Annotated in this window: 13 protein-coding genes; 3 read left to right on the top strand and 10 right to left on the bottom strand. The window is 70.5% G+C overall.

What is annotated here, in order from left to right; genetic code table 11:
* Positions 1 to 34: 34 nt before the first annotated feature.
* Both leuS and C8E83_RS04900 read right to left on the bottom strand, forming a co-directional pair.
* Positions 35 to 2,623 carry a leucine--tRNA ligase gene (gene leuS / locus C8E83_RS04905; RefSeq protein WP_425454752.1) on the bottom strand — a complete coding sequence of 863 codons (2,589 nt, stop codon included), beginning with the start codon at positions 2,621 to 2,623 and terminating at the stop codon, positions 35 to 37.
* 92 nt (positions 2,624 to 2,715) lie between these two features.
* Positions 2,716 to 4,107 carry an anthranilate synthase component I family protein gene (locus tag C8E83_RS04900; protein ID WP_121368699.1) on the bottom strand — a complete coding sequence of 464 codons (1,392 nt, stop codon included), beginning with the start codon at positions 4,105 to 4,107 and terminating at the stop codon, positions 2,716 to 2,718.
* A 12-nt stretch (positions 4,108 to 4,119) separates the two neighbouring features.
* Between C8E83_RS04900 and C8E83_RS04895 the strand changes: the two genes are divergently transcribed.
* Both C8E83_RS04895 and C8E83_RS04890 read left to right on the top strand, forming a co-directional pair.
* Positions 4,120 to 4,893 (top strand): aminotransferase class IV, encoded by a 774-nt coding sequence (locus C8E83_RS04895; protein ID WP_121368698.1) that lies wholly within the window; start codon positions 4,120 to 4,122, stop codon positions 4,891 to 4,893.
* Between the two features lie 87 nt (positions 4,894 to 4,980).
* Positions 4,981 to 5,874, top strand: coding sequence for a GAF domain-containing protein (locus tag C8E83_RS04890; protein ID WP_121368697.1), 894 nt, complete (start codon positions 4,981 to 4,983; stop codon positions 5,872 to 5,874).
* Between the two features lie 26 nt (positions 5,875 to 5,900).
* Here C8E83_RS04890 and C8E83_RS04885 read toward each other — a convergent pair whose 3' ends face one another.
* On the bottom strand, positions 5,901 to 6,467 hold the full coding sequence (locus C8E83_RS04885; protein WP_121368696.1) for a TetR/AcrR family transcriptional regulator: 567 nt from the start codon (positions 6,465 to 6,467) through the stop codon (positions 5,901 to 5,903).
* Between the two features lie 140 nt (positions 6,468 to 6,607).
* Between C8E83_RS04885 and C8E83_RS04880 the strand changes: the two genes are divergently transcribed.
* Positions 6,608 to 7,633, top strand: a complete 1,026-nt coding sequence (locus C8E83_RS04880; RefSeq protein WP_121368695.1) for an aldo/keto reductase — start codon at positions 6,608 to 6,610, stop codon at positions 7,631 to 7,633.
* Positions 7,634 to 7,646: 13 nt separating this feature from the next.
* Here the strand turns inward: C8E83_RS04880 and proS are convergent, their stop codons facing one another.
* The 7 genes from proS to C8E83_RS04850 all read right to left on the bottom strand — a co-directional run bounded on the left by proS (position 7,647) and on the right by C8E83_RS04850 (position 16,364).
* Entirely contained in the window at positions 7,647 to 9,071 is a 1,425-nt protein-coding gene (gene proS / locus C8E83_RS04875) for a proline--tRNA ligase (protein WP_121368694.1), read from the bottom strand.
* Positions 9,072 to 9,090: 19 nt separating this feature from the next.
* A complete protein-coding gene (locus C8E83_RS04870; RefSeq protein ID WP_170159849.1) occupies positions 9,091 to 10,200 on the bottom strand; it encodes a hypothetical protein in 1,110 nt (369 codons plus the stop codon).
* Positions 10,201 to 10,394: 194 nt separating this feature from the next.
* The gene (locus C8E83_RS19395; protein WP_170159848.1) at positions 10,395 to 10,535 is read right to left on the bottom strand and encodes a hypothetical protein; all 141 of its coding nucleotides are present in this window, start codon (positions 10,533 to 10,535) and stop codon (positions 10,395 to 10,397) included.
* Positions 10,536 to 10,542: 7 nt separating this feature from the next.
* A complete protein-coding gene (gene cydC, locus C8E83_RS04865; RefSeq protein WP_121368692.1) occupies positions 10,543 to 12,228 on the bottom strand; it encodes a thiol reductant ABC exporter subunit CydC in 1,686 nt (561 codons plus the stop codon).
* Entirely contained in the window at positions 12,225 to 13,907 is a 1,683-nt protein-coding gene (cydD, locus tag C8E83_RS04860; protein WP_121368691.1) for a thiol reductant ABC exporter subunit CydD, read from the bottom strand. Before cydD ends, cydC begins: the two co-directional genes overlap by 4 nt.
* A 40-nt stretch (positions 13,908 to 13,947) precedes the next feature.
* Positions 13,948 to 14,952, bottom strand: coding sequence for a cytochrome d ubiquinol oxidase subunit II (gene cydB / locus C8E83_RS04855; protein ID WP_121368690.1), 1,005 nt, complete (start codon positions 14,950 to 14,952; stop codon positions 13,948 to 13,950).
* A complete protein-coding gene (locus tag C8E83_RS04850; protein ID WP_121368689.1) occupies positions 14,952 to 16,364 on the bottom strand; it encodes a cytochrome ubiquinol oxidase subunit I in 1,413 nt (470 codons plus the stop codon). The genes cydB and C8E83_RS04850 overlap by 1 nt, the downstream gene beginning before the upstream one ends.
* Positions 16,365 to 16,517: the final 153 nt, after the last annotated feature.

Here is a 16,517-nt window from a genome sequence, read left to right as displayed (position 1 = left end):
AGGCGGCCCGCGGTGGGTGTGGAGGAGCGGCGGCCTACTTGACCGCGATGTTGACCAGGCGCGGCGCCCGCACGATCACGTTCACGATCTCCTTGTCGCCCACGGCGCGCTGCACGGCCGCGGATGACCGGGCGAGTGCCTCCAGCTCGTCGGAGGCGATCTTCGGGGACACGTCGACGCGGTCGCGGACCTTCCCGTTGACCTGGATGATCGCGGTCACGCTGGTCTCGACGAGCAGCGTCGGGTCGGCCTTGCGCCAGCCGAAGGCCGACACGTCGGAGTCGTAGCCGAGGCGCTCCCACATCTCGCTCGCCGTGTAGGGCGAGAAGAGCGAGAGGGCGAGAGTCACGGTCTCGGTCGCCTCGCGAACGGCCGGATCGGCGGGACCGGCACCCGAGTCGACGACCTTGCGGATCGCGTTCACGAGCTCCATGAGGCGCGCGACGACGACGTTGAACTTGAACGCCTCGACGAGGCCGGGCGCCTCGGAGAGGAAGCGGTGGGTCTGACGACGCAGGGCCTGGTCGCCGTCCGCCCAGACGGCGTCGGGCGACGACGTGACGTCCACCGCGAGGCGGAAAGCGCGCGCGAGGAACTTCGCGGCACCGGCGGGCGAGACGTCCTCCCAGTTGATGTCGTCCTCCGGGGGGCCCGCGAACGCCATGGTGAGGCGGATCGCGTCGACGCCGTGCTCGGCGAGCTCGTCGCTCAGGTTCACTCCGCCCTTCGACTTCGACATCTTCGAGCCGCCGGAGAGCACCATGCCCTGGTTCAGCAGGGCGCTGAAGGGCTCTGTGAAGTTCACGTAGCCGAGGTCGAACAGGACCTTCGTGATGAAGCGCGCGTACAGGAGGTGCAGGATCGCGTGCTCGACGCCGCCGACGTACTGGTCGACCGGAGCCCACTTGTCGGCCTGCGCCGGGTCGAAGGCGCGCGTGTCGTCGTTCGGGTTCAGGTAGCGCAGGTAATACCACGACGAGTCGACGAAGGTGTCCATCGTGTCGGGGTCGCGGAGCGCCGGCGAACCGTCGCGCGGGTCGGGCACCTCGACCCACGACGTCGCCGCACCGAGGGGCGACTGGCCCTTCGGCTTGAGGTCGAGGCCCTCGGTCGACGGCAGGACGACCGGCAGCTGGTCCTCGGGCACGGGGATCTCGGTGCCGTCGGCACCGTGGATGATCGGGATCGGCGTGCCCCAGAAGCGCTGCCTGGAGATCAGCCAGTCGCGCAGGCGGTACGTCTTCGCGGCGCGGCCGTCACCCGACGCCTCGAGCGCCTCGGTGATCCGCTTGATCGCGTTCGCCTTCGACAGGCCGGTGAACGGACCGGAGTTCATGAGCCGACCCTCGCCCGCCAGGGCCTCGCCGGTGACGGCGGGGTCGGACGGCTCGAGGTCGTCGGGCAGGATCGCCTGGCCGTTCTCGTCGAGCTCCAGCGCGGGGATGACGCCGGTGACGGGCGCGTTGACGTCGACGACGACGCGCACCGGCAGGTCGTACTTGCGCGCGAAGTCGAGGTCGCGCTGGTCGTGCGCCGGCACGGCCATGACCGCGCCGTGACCGTAGTCGGCCAGCACGTAGTCGGCGGCCCAGATCGGGATCCGGTCGCCGGTCAGGGGGTTCGTCGCCCAGCGGCCGAGGAACACGCCGTTCTTCGGGCGATCGGCGACCATGCGCTCGATCTCGGACGACTTCTGCACCTCGGTGAGGAAGGTCTGGAACTCGGCGCGGATCTGCTCGTCGTCCTGCCCCGCCACCAGCTCGGCCGCCAGGTCGGACTCGGGCGCGACGACCATGAACGTCACGCCGTAGAGCGTGTCGGGGCGCGTGGTGAACACCGTGACGCGGTCGGCACGGCCCTCGACCGAGAATTCGACGTCGGCTCCGACCGAGCGGCCGATCCAGTTGCGCTGCATGGCCAGCACCTTCGCGGGCCACGAGCCCTCGAGCTGGTTGAGGTCGTCGAGCAGCCGGTCGGCGTAGTCGGTGATCTTGAAGTACCACTGCGTGAGCTTCTTCTTGACCACGACGGCGCCCGAGCGGTCGGACGTGCCGTCGGCGAGCACCTGCTCGTTGGCGAGGACGGTCTGGTCGACCGGGTCCCAGTTCACCCACGAGTCCTTGCGGTACGCCAGGCCCTTCTCGTACATCTTGAGGAACAGCCACTGGTTCCACTTGTAGTACTCGGGGTCGGAGGTGTGGATCTCGCGGGTCCAGTCGACCGAGACGCCGTAGGCCTTCATGGCGGCGCGCTGCTGGTCGATGTTGGCGTAGGTCCACTCGCGCGGGTCGGTGCCACGCTTGATGGCGGCGTTCTCGGCGGGCAGGCCGAACGAGTCCCAGCCGACCGGGTGCAGCACCTGGAAGCCCTGCTGGCGCCAGTACCGCGCGACGATGTCGCCGAACGCGAACGCCTCGGCGTGACCCATGTGCAGGTCGCCCGACGGGTACGAGAACATGTCCATCACGTACTTGCGCGGGCGGTTGTCGCCCTCGTTCGCGACGGTGAAGGGCTGACGCTCCTCCCAGATCGCCTGCCACTTCTTCTGGATGGCGACGAAGTCGTAGTCGCGCTCCGAGGGGGCCTCGGTCACGGGCGCGGACTGGTCGTGCTCTGGTGCCACGAATACTCTCACTTCAGGTCTGGGGCGGGCGAGGAGCCCGGGATCGGGGCCCGGCGAGCGGAGGCGCAGAAAGGCGTCCGAGGCCCGAAGGTCTAGATTACCGCCCCGAGCGCGGCCAGCGGCGCTCTCGCCTTGGTGCGGACCTCCTCGAGCTCGGCAGCAGGATCCGAGAGGGCCGTGACTCCCCCGCCCACGCCGACCGTCGCCCTGCCCGACGAGTGCTCCAGCACGATCGACCGGATCACCACGGCGAGGTCGACCGAGCCGTCGAACCCCAGCCGCCCCACGGCTCCCGAGTAGAGGCCGCGAGGTCCGGTCTCCCAGGCGGCGAGGAAGGAGACGACGCTGTGCTTCGGCGCACCCGTCATCGACCCGGGCGGGAACGCCGCGCGGACCACGGCGGCCGACGTCGCATCCTGCGCCCGCCTGGCACGGACCGTGGAGACGAGCTGGTGCGCCTGGGCGTAGCTGCGCACCTCGAAGAGCGCGGGCACCTCGACGCTTCCGGGCACGGCGATGCGCGAGAGGTCGTTCCGCATGAGGTCGACGATCATGAGGTTCTCAGCGCGTTCCTTGACGTCACCGCCCAGCTCGACGGCAAGGACTCGGTCGGTCGCAGGATCCGCGGAACGCGCCCTCGTCCCCTTGATCGGCGCGCTCTCGACCACTCCGTCCCTCCCGACGCGGAGGAACGTCTCGGGCGACGACGACAGCAGCGACACCCCGCCCAGCCGCGAGAACGAGGCGCGCGGCGCGGGCGACAGCCTGCGGAGCCTCGCGTAGACGTCGAGGTCCGACTCGTCCACGCCGTCGACCGCGACCGAGGTCGTCAGGCACATCACGAAGGCGTCGCCGTCGTGGATCGCGCCGAGGCAGCGGTCGACGAGGTCGAGGTAGGTCTCGGCCGTGTCCCGCCAGACGGCGGTTCGGGCGGGCGCGACCGGCACGTCGATCGGCCCGACACCGCGGGTGACCGCATCGGCCCACCAGCCCTCGACCCGTCGGCGCCAGGCGTCGTGCTCTCCCCAAGTGACGAGGGTGACCGTTCCCGTCCCGTGGTCGAAGACGAGGGCTCGGTCGACCTCGATCAGGGCGACATCAGGAGCAGTCGGGTCGCCGAGCGAGGCGGCCCACGTCCGCGACCCCTCCCCGAGCGTGGCCGCGGCGACCCCGTAGCCGAGCGCTCCCCACCAGCCGAGCGGGTCGGGATCCTGCGACCCGGCCCGCACGTCGCCCGCCATCGAGGCGTGGATCGTCGCCCAGGCCGCCTCGACCGCGCCCTCGTCGCGCACCGAGGCGGTCAGCGTGCGCGAGCCCCAGCCGACCAGCGATCGCTCCGGATAGCCGTCAGGAGTCGCGGCGCCCGCCCGATCGCTCGCCGCGCCGGCGTCGAGCCAGACGACGTCGCCGGTCGGCGCGAGCGCCCGCACGACCTCCTCGGCCGGCAGCCAGCCGGGCAGGGTCGTGCGGACGAGGGGACGCATAGGGTTGATCGTATGAGCAGCGGCGGAGTCCTCGAGTTCCACGACGGCCGCCTGAGGCAGACCCGAGCGTCGCTGCAGGGGCCCGGCCTCGTCGCCGTCGCCGACTCGTGGCTCCTCGTCGACGGCACCGTCCTGGCCCTCGAGCCTCACCGCATCCGGTTCCTGGCGGGCGTCGGCAGCGAGGCTCCCGATCGCACGGACGAGGCCGCCGAGTTCTGGACGGCGGCGATGGCGGCTCTTCCGGTCGAGGGGGCGTGGTCGCCCCGCGTCGAGCTGCGCGACGGCACGTTCCGGCTGCTCCTGCGCCCCGCCGCCGCCACGAGCGACACGGTGCGTCTCGTGACGGCCTCGCACGACCCGCGTTCCCGGCCGACCGTCAAGGGCCCCGACCTCGACCGTCTCGCGACGCTGCGCGACGAGGCCCAGGGCGCAGGAGCCGACGAGGCCGTGATCCTCTCGGCCGACGGCGCCGTCGTCGAGGGAAACTACTCATCGCTGGTGTGGTGGCGGGGCGACGTGCTCCGCCAGGTGGCACCCGACGTTCCGCGCCTGCCGAGCGTCACCGAGTCGTCGCTGGTGACACTCGCCGCCGCTCTCGGCGTCGAGGTCGTGCAGGACGAGGTGCTGCCCGACGAGCTCGACGGGCTCGAGGTCTGGGCGGTCAACTCGCTGCACGGCATCCGCATCGCGACGTCGTGGATCGACGGGCCCTCGCTCGCGGAGGAGCCCGGCCGACTTCGCCTCTGGCAGACACGCCTCGACCGCCTGCGCAAGCCCGTCGTCTGACACGTGTCGAGTACGTGACGGGCACGAATTCGCGGGATCCTGCGAGTTCGCCGGGCAGGGTGTCCCCCGAAAATCTATGATCGGGGCATGCCCGGAAAGATCCTCGTGGTGGACAGCGACATGGTCACCCGCCGTGCCGCGATGTACGCCCTGCTCCCCGCCGGTTACGAGATGAAGATCGCCGAGGGCCCGTTCGAGGCGTTCGGCATCGCGCAGAAGGAGCAGCCCGACGTCATCGTCCTGGGCGCCTCGGTGCTCGACGACCAGGGCCTCGCGCTCATCGGCCGCCTCATCACGGCGGGCGCGACCGCCGACACTCCCGTCCTCGCCGTGGCCGACAGCATCGACGGCATGGACGCCGCCGACCGCGCCGGCGCGCGGACGGTCCTGCCGTCTCCGGTCGACCCACAGCGCTTCCTCGACACGATCGCCGACCTGATCGCGCACCCCGGGCCGATCGAGCAGGCACCGGAGGCCGTGCTCGCGGATCCCGATCGTCTCGCCGCCGTGGAGGCGCTCAAGCCCGGTCCGGACGGCGAGCCGTCGCTCGACCGCTTCACCGCGCTCGCCTCCAAGATGCTGAACGCGCCCGTGTCGATCATCACGCTGATCGACATGAAGTCGCAAACTTTCGCCAGCCAGCACGGTCGCGACCCGGACGGCACTAAGCCGACGGCCGTGCCGCTCACTCACTCCTTCTGCCAGTTCGCCGTCACGTCGCGCCAGCCGCTGCGGATCGACGAGACGCGGACCCACCCGCTCGTGCAGAACAGCCCGGCGATCGACGAGGACGACATCGAGGCCTACCTGGGCGTGCCCCTCATCGTCGGCGGTCAGCACGCGGTCGGCGCTCTCTGCGTCACCGAGCACGAGCCGCGGCAGTGGACCGACGAGGAGGAGGAGATGCTGAGCGACCTCGCCGAGATCCTCACCACCGAGCTCGACACCGCGGTGAAGCGCGGGCGGCACGCGAGCGTCTGAGCGGCTGAGCCCGGGCGACGGACTCGTCAGACCCGGACGCGGAGCCCGTCGGCGAACACGTCCACCATCCGCGCGACCATCTCGCTCGACCCGACGCCGGACAGCTCGCGCACGGTCGAGATGAGGTCGTCGACGCTCACGTCCGGCCGGATCTCGCCCGCGCCGACGGCACGGTCGAGGAGGCGGGTCAGCGCCGGCCCGAGGTTCGACATGAAGTAGTCGGGCAGCGGCTCGAACGCCGGATCGCCTGAGTGCAGCGCGGCCGACAGCCCGTGCTTCGTCGCGATGAAGCCGCTGTACCGATGCAGCCAGGCGATCAGCGCGTCGGCGGGGCCGAGGCTCTCCGCGAACTCGTCCGCCGCGGCGGCGCAGGCGTCGATCTCGTGACGGAAGACCGCGATGACCAGGTCGGAGCGCTGCGGGAAGTGCCGGTAGAGCGTGCCGACGCCGACGCCGGCCGCTGCGGCGACCTCCCGCACCGGCGCGTCGACGCCCGACGTCGTGAAGACGCGCTTCGCGGCGTCGAGGAGGGCTGCCAGGTTGCGCTGGGAATCGGATCGCGTGCGGCGCGTGGTCATCGTCTCGGGCGGCATGCGTCTCCTGCTTGCTTAACGGAACATTGATCCGTATCGTGGTCTTTCGGAACAATGATCCGGATTATTAACGGACGGTTGTTCCGTTTCATGGTACGACACGATTCCCGTGCCGACCACCCCTTCCCCGGAGGAGATCCATGCAGTTCCGCACTCTCGGCCGCACCGGCATCAAGGTGAGCCCCTACGCCCTCGGCGCCATGATGTTCGGCTCGATCGGCAACCCCGACCACGACGAGTCGATCCGCATCATCCACCGCGCCCTCGAGGCCGGAATCAACTTCATCGACACCGCCGACATGTACTCGCACGCCGAGTCCGAGGAGATCGTCGGCAAAGCCCTGCAGGGGCGGCGCGACGACGTCGTCCTCGCGACCAAGCTGGCCCTGCCGATGAGCGACGACCCCAACCACGCGGGCACCTCGCGCCGCTGGATCATGACCGCGGTCGAGAACTCGCTCCGCCGCCTGGGCACCGACTACATCGACCTGTACCAGATCCACCGCCCCGACCCCTCGACCGACATCGAGGAGACGCTGTCGGCGATGTCCGACCTCGTCCACGCCGGGAAGATCCGCGCGTTCGGCTCGTCGGCCATGCCGGCGTCCGAGATGGTCGAGGCGCAGTGGGTCGCCGAGCGACGGGGCCTGGAGCGATTCCGTGCGGAACAGCCGACGTACTCGATCCTGAACCGCGGCATCGAGGCCGAGATCCTGCCGGTGGCCGAGCGCTACGGCATGGGCACGCTGGTCTGGAGCCCGCTCGCCGGCGGCATGCTGACGGGCCGCGTCCGTCGGGGCCAGCAGACCGACCTTCGCCGAGCCTCGTTCTTCTCGTACCTCTCGGACGAGCGCAGGATCGACGTCGTCGAACAGCTGATTCCGCTCGCCGAGGAAGCGGGCCTGCCCATGACGCACCTCGCCGTGGCCTTCGCCATCGCGCACCCCGGCGTCACCTCGGCGATCATCGGCCCGCGCACGATGGAGCAGCTCGACGACCTCCTGGCCGGCGTCGACGTGACGCTCTCCGACGAGATCCTCGACCGCATCGACGAGATCGTCCCGCCCGGCACCGACGTGTCGGCGCTCGACATGGCCTACCGCACGCCCGCGCAGCTCGACCCGACTCTCCGACGTCGGCCGCTGGCGGGGCGCTCGGCCGCCTGAGGCACCGTCGGGCTCAGTAGGCGCGGGCGACGATCGCCACAAGGTCGTCGCCCGGCGTCTGCGGCTCCGGCAGCGACCCGTCGGGCAGCTGCAGGCACCGGACCGTCACCCCGCGGCGGTTCAGGTCGGCCTCGCCGTCTTCGCCGAGGGTGCTCCACGCGATCCTGCCGAATCCGGTCTGCGCCGCCTCGAAGGCCTCCTCGGATGTTGCGACATCGTGCGTGCGCTCCGCCAGCCGGGCGCGCGACGAGTCGATCAGGGCGGCGTGCATGCGGCTCAGGAGCGCCGGGGCCTCCTCGGCGAACGTGTCGAGCGGCTCCTGCGTCTTCTCCCCCGAGTCCCGCCGTGCGACGGTCACACGCCCGGCCTCGAGGTCTCGCGGGCCGACCTCGACGCGCAGCGGGACGCCCTTCAGCTCCCACTCCGTCGCGCGTCGGCCGAAGCCCTGACTGGTGCGGTCGTCGAGTCGGGCGCGGACCCCGAAGCGCTCGAGTTCGGCGACGAGGTCGGCGGCGACCTGGAGCGTCCGCGGGTCGTCCTTCACGGCGATGACGGCGGCCTGGATCGGGGCGACGCGCGGCGGGATCCTGAGGCCCTGATCGTCGCCGTGGGCCATGATCAGGCCGCCGACCATGCGCGTGCTCGACCCCCACGACGTGGTCCAGCAGGTCTGCACCTGCCCGGTCTCGTCGGTGAAGCCGATGTCGAAGGCGCGGGCGAAGTTCTGGCCGAGCTCGTGACTGGTCGCCATCTGGAGGGCCTTGCCGTCGCCCATCATCGCCTCGCACGTCATAGTCGTGACGGCGCCCGCGAAACGCTCCCTCGGTGTCTTGAGGCCGGTGAGCACGGGGATCGCGAGGGCGTTCTGCAGGAAGTCGCGGTAGACGTCGAGGTGGATCGTGCGGGCGTAGGCGCTCGCGTCGGCCTCGGTCGCGTGGGCGGTGTGCCCCTCCTGCCAGAGGAACTCGGTGGTGCGGAGGAAGAGGCGGGGCCGCAGCTCCCAGCGGACGACGTTCGCCCACTGGTTCAGCCGCATCGGCAGGTCGCGGTGCGACTGCACCCACTTCGCCATCATCTCGCCGAAGACCGTCTCGCTCGTCGGGCGGACGACGACGGGCTCGCCGAGCTCTTTGCCGCCGGCGTGCGTGACGACGGCGAGCTCGGGGCTGAAGCCCTCGACGTGCTCGGCCTCGCGCTCGAGGTACGACTGCGGGATGAACAGCGGCAGGTAGACGTTCTCGGCGCCGGTCGCCTTGATGCGGGAGTCGACCTCGCGCTGCATGTTCTCCCACAGGCCGTAGGCGTACGGCCGGATCACCATCGTGCCTCGGACCGGGCCGTTGTCGGCCATTTCGGCCTTCTCCAGGACGTCCTGGTACCAGCGGGGGAAGTCCTCGGCCTGCGGGGTGAGCACGGGTGCGCGGTTCTGCGTTGCCATCAGGCCACGCTAGCGTGCCTCACCCGGCGTGCCAGAGGACCTTCGTGCCGTGGCTGAGCGTCAGGAGGCCGGAGCTAGCCAGGGTGAGGCGGTTGCCTGCTCCGGAGCCGCCTGTCCGCGTGAACCAGATCGGACGGCCGCTGGGCATGTAGAGCACGAGGTTTCCGTCGGCCTGCAGCGACAGGTGGTCACCGGCATGGCCGTAGGTCCCTGACGACCAGACGGCCTTCGAGCCCACATAGTCGACGAGGTTGCCGTCCGACTGGAGGAGGAGGCGGGCCGATGATGCCGCGAGGATCTGTCCCGCGGGCGACACAGCGGACGCGGTGATCGCCGACGGGGCCGTCGGCGTCGTGGTGGTCGGACCTCCGACGCTCCAGAGGGTCCCGTTCGGGTCGGTCGCGACGAGCTTGCCTGAGTCGCTCACGACGACCTGGGGGTACACGGTCGTGGCGCGCGGACTCGCCTGCGACCACAGCACTCGTCCGTCGCCTGAGTAGACGACCCCTTCACCCGATTCGGTGATCAGGAAGTACGCTCCGGGGTTCCCCGCGGTCTGCGTCGACCAGATCGCCCTACCGCCCGACGACTCGACGAGATTGCCGTCGGCCTGCATGATCAACGAATACATTTGGTTCGGGGATTCGAAGGAATGGCCTCCGTAGACGACGGTCGAATCGGAGACGATCGGATCCGTCGAGGGCGCCGGCGCGGCCTGAGTGACGACGGCGCTCGTCTCGAAGTTGCTGGCACCGTTGTCGTCGCCGGGCCCGGACGAGGCCTCCGCCGTCCAGTTCACGGCGTTCGTCCGGGGGATGACTCCGGCGACCGTCTGCGCCGCGATCGCCACGGTCACGGACGCGCCGGCTGCAAGTCTCTGCGTCGTGCAGGTGACGGTGAAGTGCGCGCTGGAGACGACGCACTCCCGCGCGCTCGGGCCGAGCCCCTGAACGTTGGTGTACGCCCCGTCGACGTTCGGAAATGTGGGGTTGGCACCCGCGTTGTAGGTGAGCGTGATGACCTCGGGGCCCGAGGTGGTCGTCGTCCCGTTGTTCGTGGCGGTGGCGAGCCAGACGGCGTCGTAGCCGTCCGTGACGATCGTCTGCCCGACCACCGAGATGCTGGTCACGCCAGGTGCCCGGTCGGCCTGAGCCGGCGCGGCCACGAGCAGCCCCCATACGATGAGTCCTACGGACGACGTCACCGCGAGAGCGGTCCTGACCGGGCTCGACGAACGTCGATGACGCATGAGCGCTCCTGCTCTGGGAACTGTTCGGTGGAGGGACTCGACGCTACCGCGCGCTCGGCGCCGTAACCCGCCGATCAGGGCAGTGGGCCGTCACCGTCGGCCGGCTCGGGCTCGGGAATCCACTCCTCGCCGGGCTTCTCGGTCTCGGGGTGCGGGTCGGTGAGCGGATCGGGCGACAGGTGTTCGTCGGGCTTCGGGTCGGTGTCTTTCGTCATCGCTCCACTATGGCCCTGTCGTGACGGCCGCGACGCGGCCGCCCACGATCGACACTCGACCGGTCACCAGCGGCGACGTGACCGGCACGTGGGAGATCAGCAGCACGGTCGTGCCGTCCGCGGCGGCCGTCGCCAGCAGGTCCTCGACGAGAGAGTCGGCGAGGGCGGCGTCCACGCCGGCGGCGGGCTCGTCGAGCACCAGGATCGGGAAGCCGCGCAGCAGCGCCCGCGCCAGCGAGATCCGCTGCGCCTGACCACCCGAGACGAGCGCGCCTCGCTCACCCAGCCGCGCGTCGAGGCCGCCCCGCGCCTCCAGCCAGTCCCCGAGGCCGACGCGCTCGAGCACCTCGACGAGGTCGGCGTCGCCGGCGGTGTCGCGCGCGAACAGGAGGTTCTGACGGACGCTGTCGTCGAAGAGGTACGGCGTCTGCTCGATGAGGCCGACCGTGGCACGGACGCGCCGGGCGTCGAGTGCGCGGGTGTCGGATCCTGCGATCTCGTAGGTCCCGTCGTGGTCGAGGAACCGCACCAGGACGCTCGCGAGCGTCGATTTGCCCGCCCCGCTCGGCCCCTCGACGACGAGGCGGTCGCCCCGTCGGACCTCGAGCGACACCCCCGAGAGCGCAGGAGCAGCGGCACCCGGCCACGTGGCCACGACGTCGCGCAACCGCAGAGCCACCTCGCCCACCGGCGGCAGCTCGATCGGGCTGACGTCGCCGCCGCCCGCGTCGGGATCGTCCGCCACGACCCCCGCGGGAGCGACCGCCGGGACGGCCGACTCGACTCGGGCACCGCTCGCACGGACGGTCCGCCAGGCGACGATCGCGACCGGAACGCTGCCGACCACCTCGAAGACGGCGAGGGGCACGAGCACGACGAGGGCGTAGGCGGGCCCGGAGAGAGGGCCGAGCGACGGGGCGACGGCCCAGAGCGCGGCGAGCACGGTCGCCCCGCTGACCAGGGCGAGGATGGCGGCGACCACGCCGGTCGTCGTCGCACGTCGGAGCGAGACGCTGCGGAGCTCTCGGTCGAGGCTCCGCACCTGGTCGACCTGCGCCTCGGCGGCGTCGAACGCGACGAGCACGTCGAGGTTCTGCACCAGGTCGAGCACGGCGTCGCCCAGCCTGCCGCGGAGGTCGGCGAGGCTCGACTCCGTCGTGCGTGCCAACGCATTGGCGACGACGCAGCCGACGACGAACGCGACGGCGAGCCCCGCGAAGAGCACCACGCCGCCGACCGGTGAGATGACCGCGACCACGGCGACCGACAGGAGCGCCGTCAGACCCGAGATCGCGAGAGGCTGCACGACGCGGAGCGGGAGGTCCTGGAGCGCGTCCACGTCGGTCACCACGCGGGTGAGGAGATCGCCTCGGGAGGTCTGGCCGAGCCCGGCCGGTGCGACCCGCACCAGACGGCGGTACAGCTCGGTGCGCACCACCGCCAGCTGCCGGAAGGCCGCGTCGTGGCTCGTCAGGCGCTCGAGGTACCGGAAGAACGCTCTGGCCAGTGCGAGGGCGCGCACCGACACGATCGCGATCGAGAGGTACAGGATGGGCGGCTGCTCGGCCGCGCGAGTGATCAGGTAGGCCGAGACGGCCAGGAGGGCGACGCCGCTGAGGGCGCTGAGCGCGCCCGCGGCGTGCCCGCGCCAGGAGCGCGCGAGGGGCGGCTGGGCGGTGCGGATCAGGCTCACGCGTTGACCTCCGTCGATCCGGGCGCGCCGACGACGGCCGGTCGGGTCGCTCGGGGTGCCTCGACCGCGACCAGGCGATCTGCGGAGGCTGCGACGGCGGGCCGGTGAGTCACGACGACCACGGCGACGCCCTCCGACGCGACCTCGCGGAGGCCCCGCACGAGGCGAGCCTCGGCCGCCGGGTCGAGCGCCGAACTGGGCTCGTCCACGAGCAGGAGCCGCGCTCCCGTCGTCCGCACACGGTAGACCGCGCGCGCCACCGCCACCCGCTGCGCCTGCCCACCCGACAGTCCGCTGCCGTCCGCGCCGACGACCGTCGCCACGTCGACGTCCTCCGCGCCCGCCGTGCGAAGGGCGCGCAGGACCTCGTCGGACGCAACCGAGTCGCCCGAGGCTCCGAGAGCCACGTTCGATTCCACCGTGCCCGAGAGCAGCCCCGGTCGCTGACCGGCCCAGGCGACGTCGGCACGCGCGGGCGGGAGATCCGAGCCGCGCCAGGTCACAGAGCCCGCGGCCGCGACGACGCCCATGACAGCAGCGAGCAGGGTCGTCTTCCCGACGCCGCTGGGCCCCGTCACCGCCGTGACCTCGCCGACGGCGAACTCGGCGTCGACCGGGCCGAGCACGGTGATGCCGTCGTAGGCCACGGACACTCCGCGAAGGACGACCGACGCCGCGGCGGCGGCAGGGGGCGTCGGCGGCCGGACCGCGACCGGAGGCCTACCGTCAGGTGCCTGCTCGAGCACCCCGGCGACCTCCTCGAACGCCGCCACCCCGTCGGCGGCAGCGTGGTAGTTCGCCCCGACGAGCCGCAGCGGAAGGAACACCTCGGGCGCGACGAGCAGCAGGAACAGCCCGGTCTCGAGGCCGAGGGCACCGCTCACGAGACGGACGCCGATGAACACGGCGACGATCGCGACCGACAGCGACGCGGCCATCTCCAGCGCGAAGCCCGAGAGGAACGACACCTGAAGCACCTTCATGGTCTGGACTCGGTAGTCGTCCGTGAGAGCGCCGATCCGCCGGACCTGGCGGCGCTCACGGCCGAAGGCCTTCAGCGTGGACAGCCCGTTCACCGCATCGAGGAACGACGTGGCCAGACGCGCGAGGCGATCCCACTGGCGGTCCTGCGCGGCTCTCGTCGTCCACCCGATCAGGATCATGAACACCGGGATCACGGGGAGACAGCACACGACGATGACGCCCGAGAGGACGTCCTGCGTGAACATCACGACGACGAGGAGCGGCGTCGCCAGCGCCGTGAGGATCAGCTGCGGCAGATACCGGGCGAAGTAGCCGTCCAGCGCGTCGAGCCCCGGGCCGACGAGCGTCGCCAGCCGTGCCGAGCTCTGCGCCGCCCGCCACGTGCGCCCCCTCGACACGATCGCGTCGACGAGGCGGTCGCGCAGCTGGCTCTTCACGCGAACGGCCGTCCTGGCCGCCGTCGCCTCCAGCGCCCACCCGAGAGCCGACCGGAGGGCGATCACGACGGCCAGCGCCACGAGGTGACCGGCGAGCCGCTCGGGGTGCCGATCCACCACGGCGACCACGGCGCCCGACACCACGAAGGCGAACGCCACCGTGAGCGCCGTCTGCAGGATGCCCAGCACCGCCCCCGCCGCGAGGAAGGTGCGGACGGCGGAGGCGTCGCGCAGGAGGCGGGGGTCGAGGGGTTTCACGCGATCCTGCGCCCATCGGCACGAGCCCGAGCGGCGTCCATCAGTGCGCCGCCGCAGCGATGTGCGCGCGGGTCACGCGCTTGCGGAAGATCCAGTACGTGAAGCCCTGGTACGCCAGGATCAGCGGCACGAACACGAGCGAGATCCAGCTCATCAGCTCGAGCGTGTAATGGGCGCTCGCCGAGTTCGCGATGGTCATCGTGTTGGCCGGGTCGTTGGTAGCCACGAGCGTGTTCGGGAACAGCGTCGCGAAGAGCGTCGCCACCGTCAGCGCGATCGTCACGGCCATGAAGGCGAAGGCGACGCCCTCGCGGCCCCGCAGGTTCGCCACGAAGGCGACGACGAGCGCCACGACGGTGGCCAGGGTCAGGATCAGCGAGAGGGTGTTCCCGTGGGCGACGAGCGTCGCGACGAGGAACGCTCCCGCCACCACCACCGTGGCGACCCCGGCCCGCACCGCCAGCTTCCGCGCCCGGACCCTGATCTCGCCGTCGGTCTTGAGCGACACGAAGACGAGGCCGTGCGTGAAGAACAGCATCAGCGTGGCGAGACCGCCGAGGATCGAGAAGGCGTTCCAGAGGTCGCCGAACGAGCCGATGTAGTCGAAGTGTGCATCGAGCGGCATGCCGCGGACGATGTTCGCGAACACGAAGCCCCAGAGGAACGCCGGGACAACGCTGCCGACGAAGATCATCGTGTCGAAGTTCCGCTTCCATCGGTGGTCGGGGCGCTGATGGCGGTACTCGAACGAGACCCCGCGGAGGATCAGGGCGAGCAGGATGAAGAGCATCGGCAGGTAGAAGCCCGAGAAGACGGTCGCGTACCACTCCGGGAAGGCCGCAAACAGCGACGCTCCCGCGACGATGACCCAGGTCTCGTTGAGATCCCAGACCGGGCCGATCGTGTTGATCAGCACTCGGCGGTCGGTGTCGTCGCGGCCGAGGAACGGCAGCGACATGCCGACGCCGAAGTCGAAGCCGTCGAGGACGAAGTAGCCCGTGAAGAACAGGGCGATGAGCAGGAACCAGAGGTCGGGAAGAGTCATCAGTACACCGTCGCTTCGTGGAGCAGCTTGCCGGTGACCTCGTCGACCTTCGTCGGGGCCTCCGGGCCGGCCTTCGCGGCCTTGAGGATGAGGCGGAACTCCACGACCGCGAGGCTCGCGTAGATCGCCGTGAAGCACACGAGCGAGATCAGGACCTCGACGCCCGTCGTGCCCGGCGAGACGCCGGCGCTGGTCTTCAGGAGCCCGAAGACGAGCCACGGCTGCCGACCCATCTCGGTGAAGACCCAGCCGACGATCATCGCCGCGAGCGGCAGCGGGAAGCTCCACGTGGCAGCGCGCCAGACCCACTTGCTCTTGGGCATGCGGCCCTTGCGGGTGATCCAGAGGCCGACGACCGAGATGAGGATCGCCAGGAGGCCGAGGCCCATCATCCAGCGGAACGACCAGTAGGTGATCCAGATGATCGGCGAGTAGTCGCCCGGCCCGTACGCGGCGGCGTACTGCTGCTGCAGGTTGTCGATGCCCTCGACCGTGCCGTCGAACGTGTGAGTCGACAGGAACGACAGCAGGTACGGCACGCGAAGGCTGAAGATCTCGCTGGAGCCGTCGGGAGTGCCGAGGCTGAAGATCGAGAACGACGCGTTGAAGCCCGTCGACGTGTGGTACAGCGCCTCCGCGGACGCCATCTTCATCGGCTGGGTCTCGACCATCGCGAGGCCGAGCTGGTCGCCGGAGAGGAGGGTCAGGGCTCCTGCGGCCACCATCATCCACATGCCGAACCGGAGGGCCGGCCGCATCGTCTCGAGGTTCTGGTTGCGGTACAGGTGCCAGGCCGCGACCGACACGATGACGGCGGCCGAGACCATGAAGCAGGCGAACAGCGTGTGCGGGAAGGCCGCCAGCGCCACCTTGTTGGTGAGGACCGCCCAGATGTCGGTGAGCTCGGCGCGCCCCTTCGCCTTGTCGATCACGTAGCCGACGGGATGCTGCATGAACGAGTTGGCGCAGATGATGAAGTAGGCCGACAGGATCGAGCCGACGGTCGCGCCCCAGATCGCGGTGAGGTGGAGGCCCTTGGGCACGCGATCCCAGCCGAAGATCCACACGCCGAGGAACGTCGCCTCGAGGAAGAACGCCAGCAGCCCCTCGAGGGCCAGCGGAGCGCCGAAGACGTCGCCGACGAAGCGAGAGTACTCCGACCAGTTCATGCCGAACTGGAACTCCTGCACGATGCCGGTGACGACGCCCATGGCGAAGTTGATGAGGAAGATCTTGCCGAAGAACTTCGTCAGCTGGAGGTAGTGAGCGCGGCCGGTGCGAACCCACGCGGTCTGGAACACGGCCACCGTGAAGCCCATGCCGATGGTCAGCGGCACGAACAGGAAGTGGTAGATCGTCGTGAGCCCGAACTGCCACCGCGACAGGATCAGCGGGCTGAGAATGTCGTTCACGGGTTCAGGCTACGACCTGCACGAAAGCCCAAACCGGCCGCACAACCTGCCAAATCCCTGATGGTCATGGGGTTGTCTCGACATCGAGAATCTCGACGTCGAGACGCCCACGCGCCCCGACGCACGAACGGCCGACCGGAAGCCTCTCCCCGG

It is taken from the genome of Frondihabitans australicus (assembly GCF_003634555.1).
In the GTDB taxonomy this organism is placed as follows: domain Bacteria; phylum Actinomycetota; class Actinomycetes; order Actinomycetales; family Microbacteriaceae; genus Frondihabitans; species Frondihabitans australicus.
Note: the sequence above shows the minus strand (reverse complement) of the source record. Positions and strands in the feature narration are given on the sequence as shown.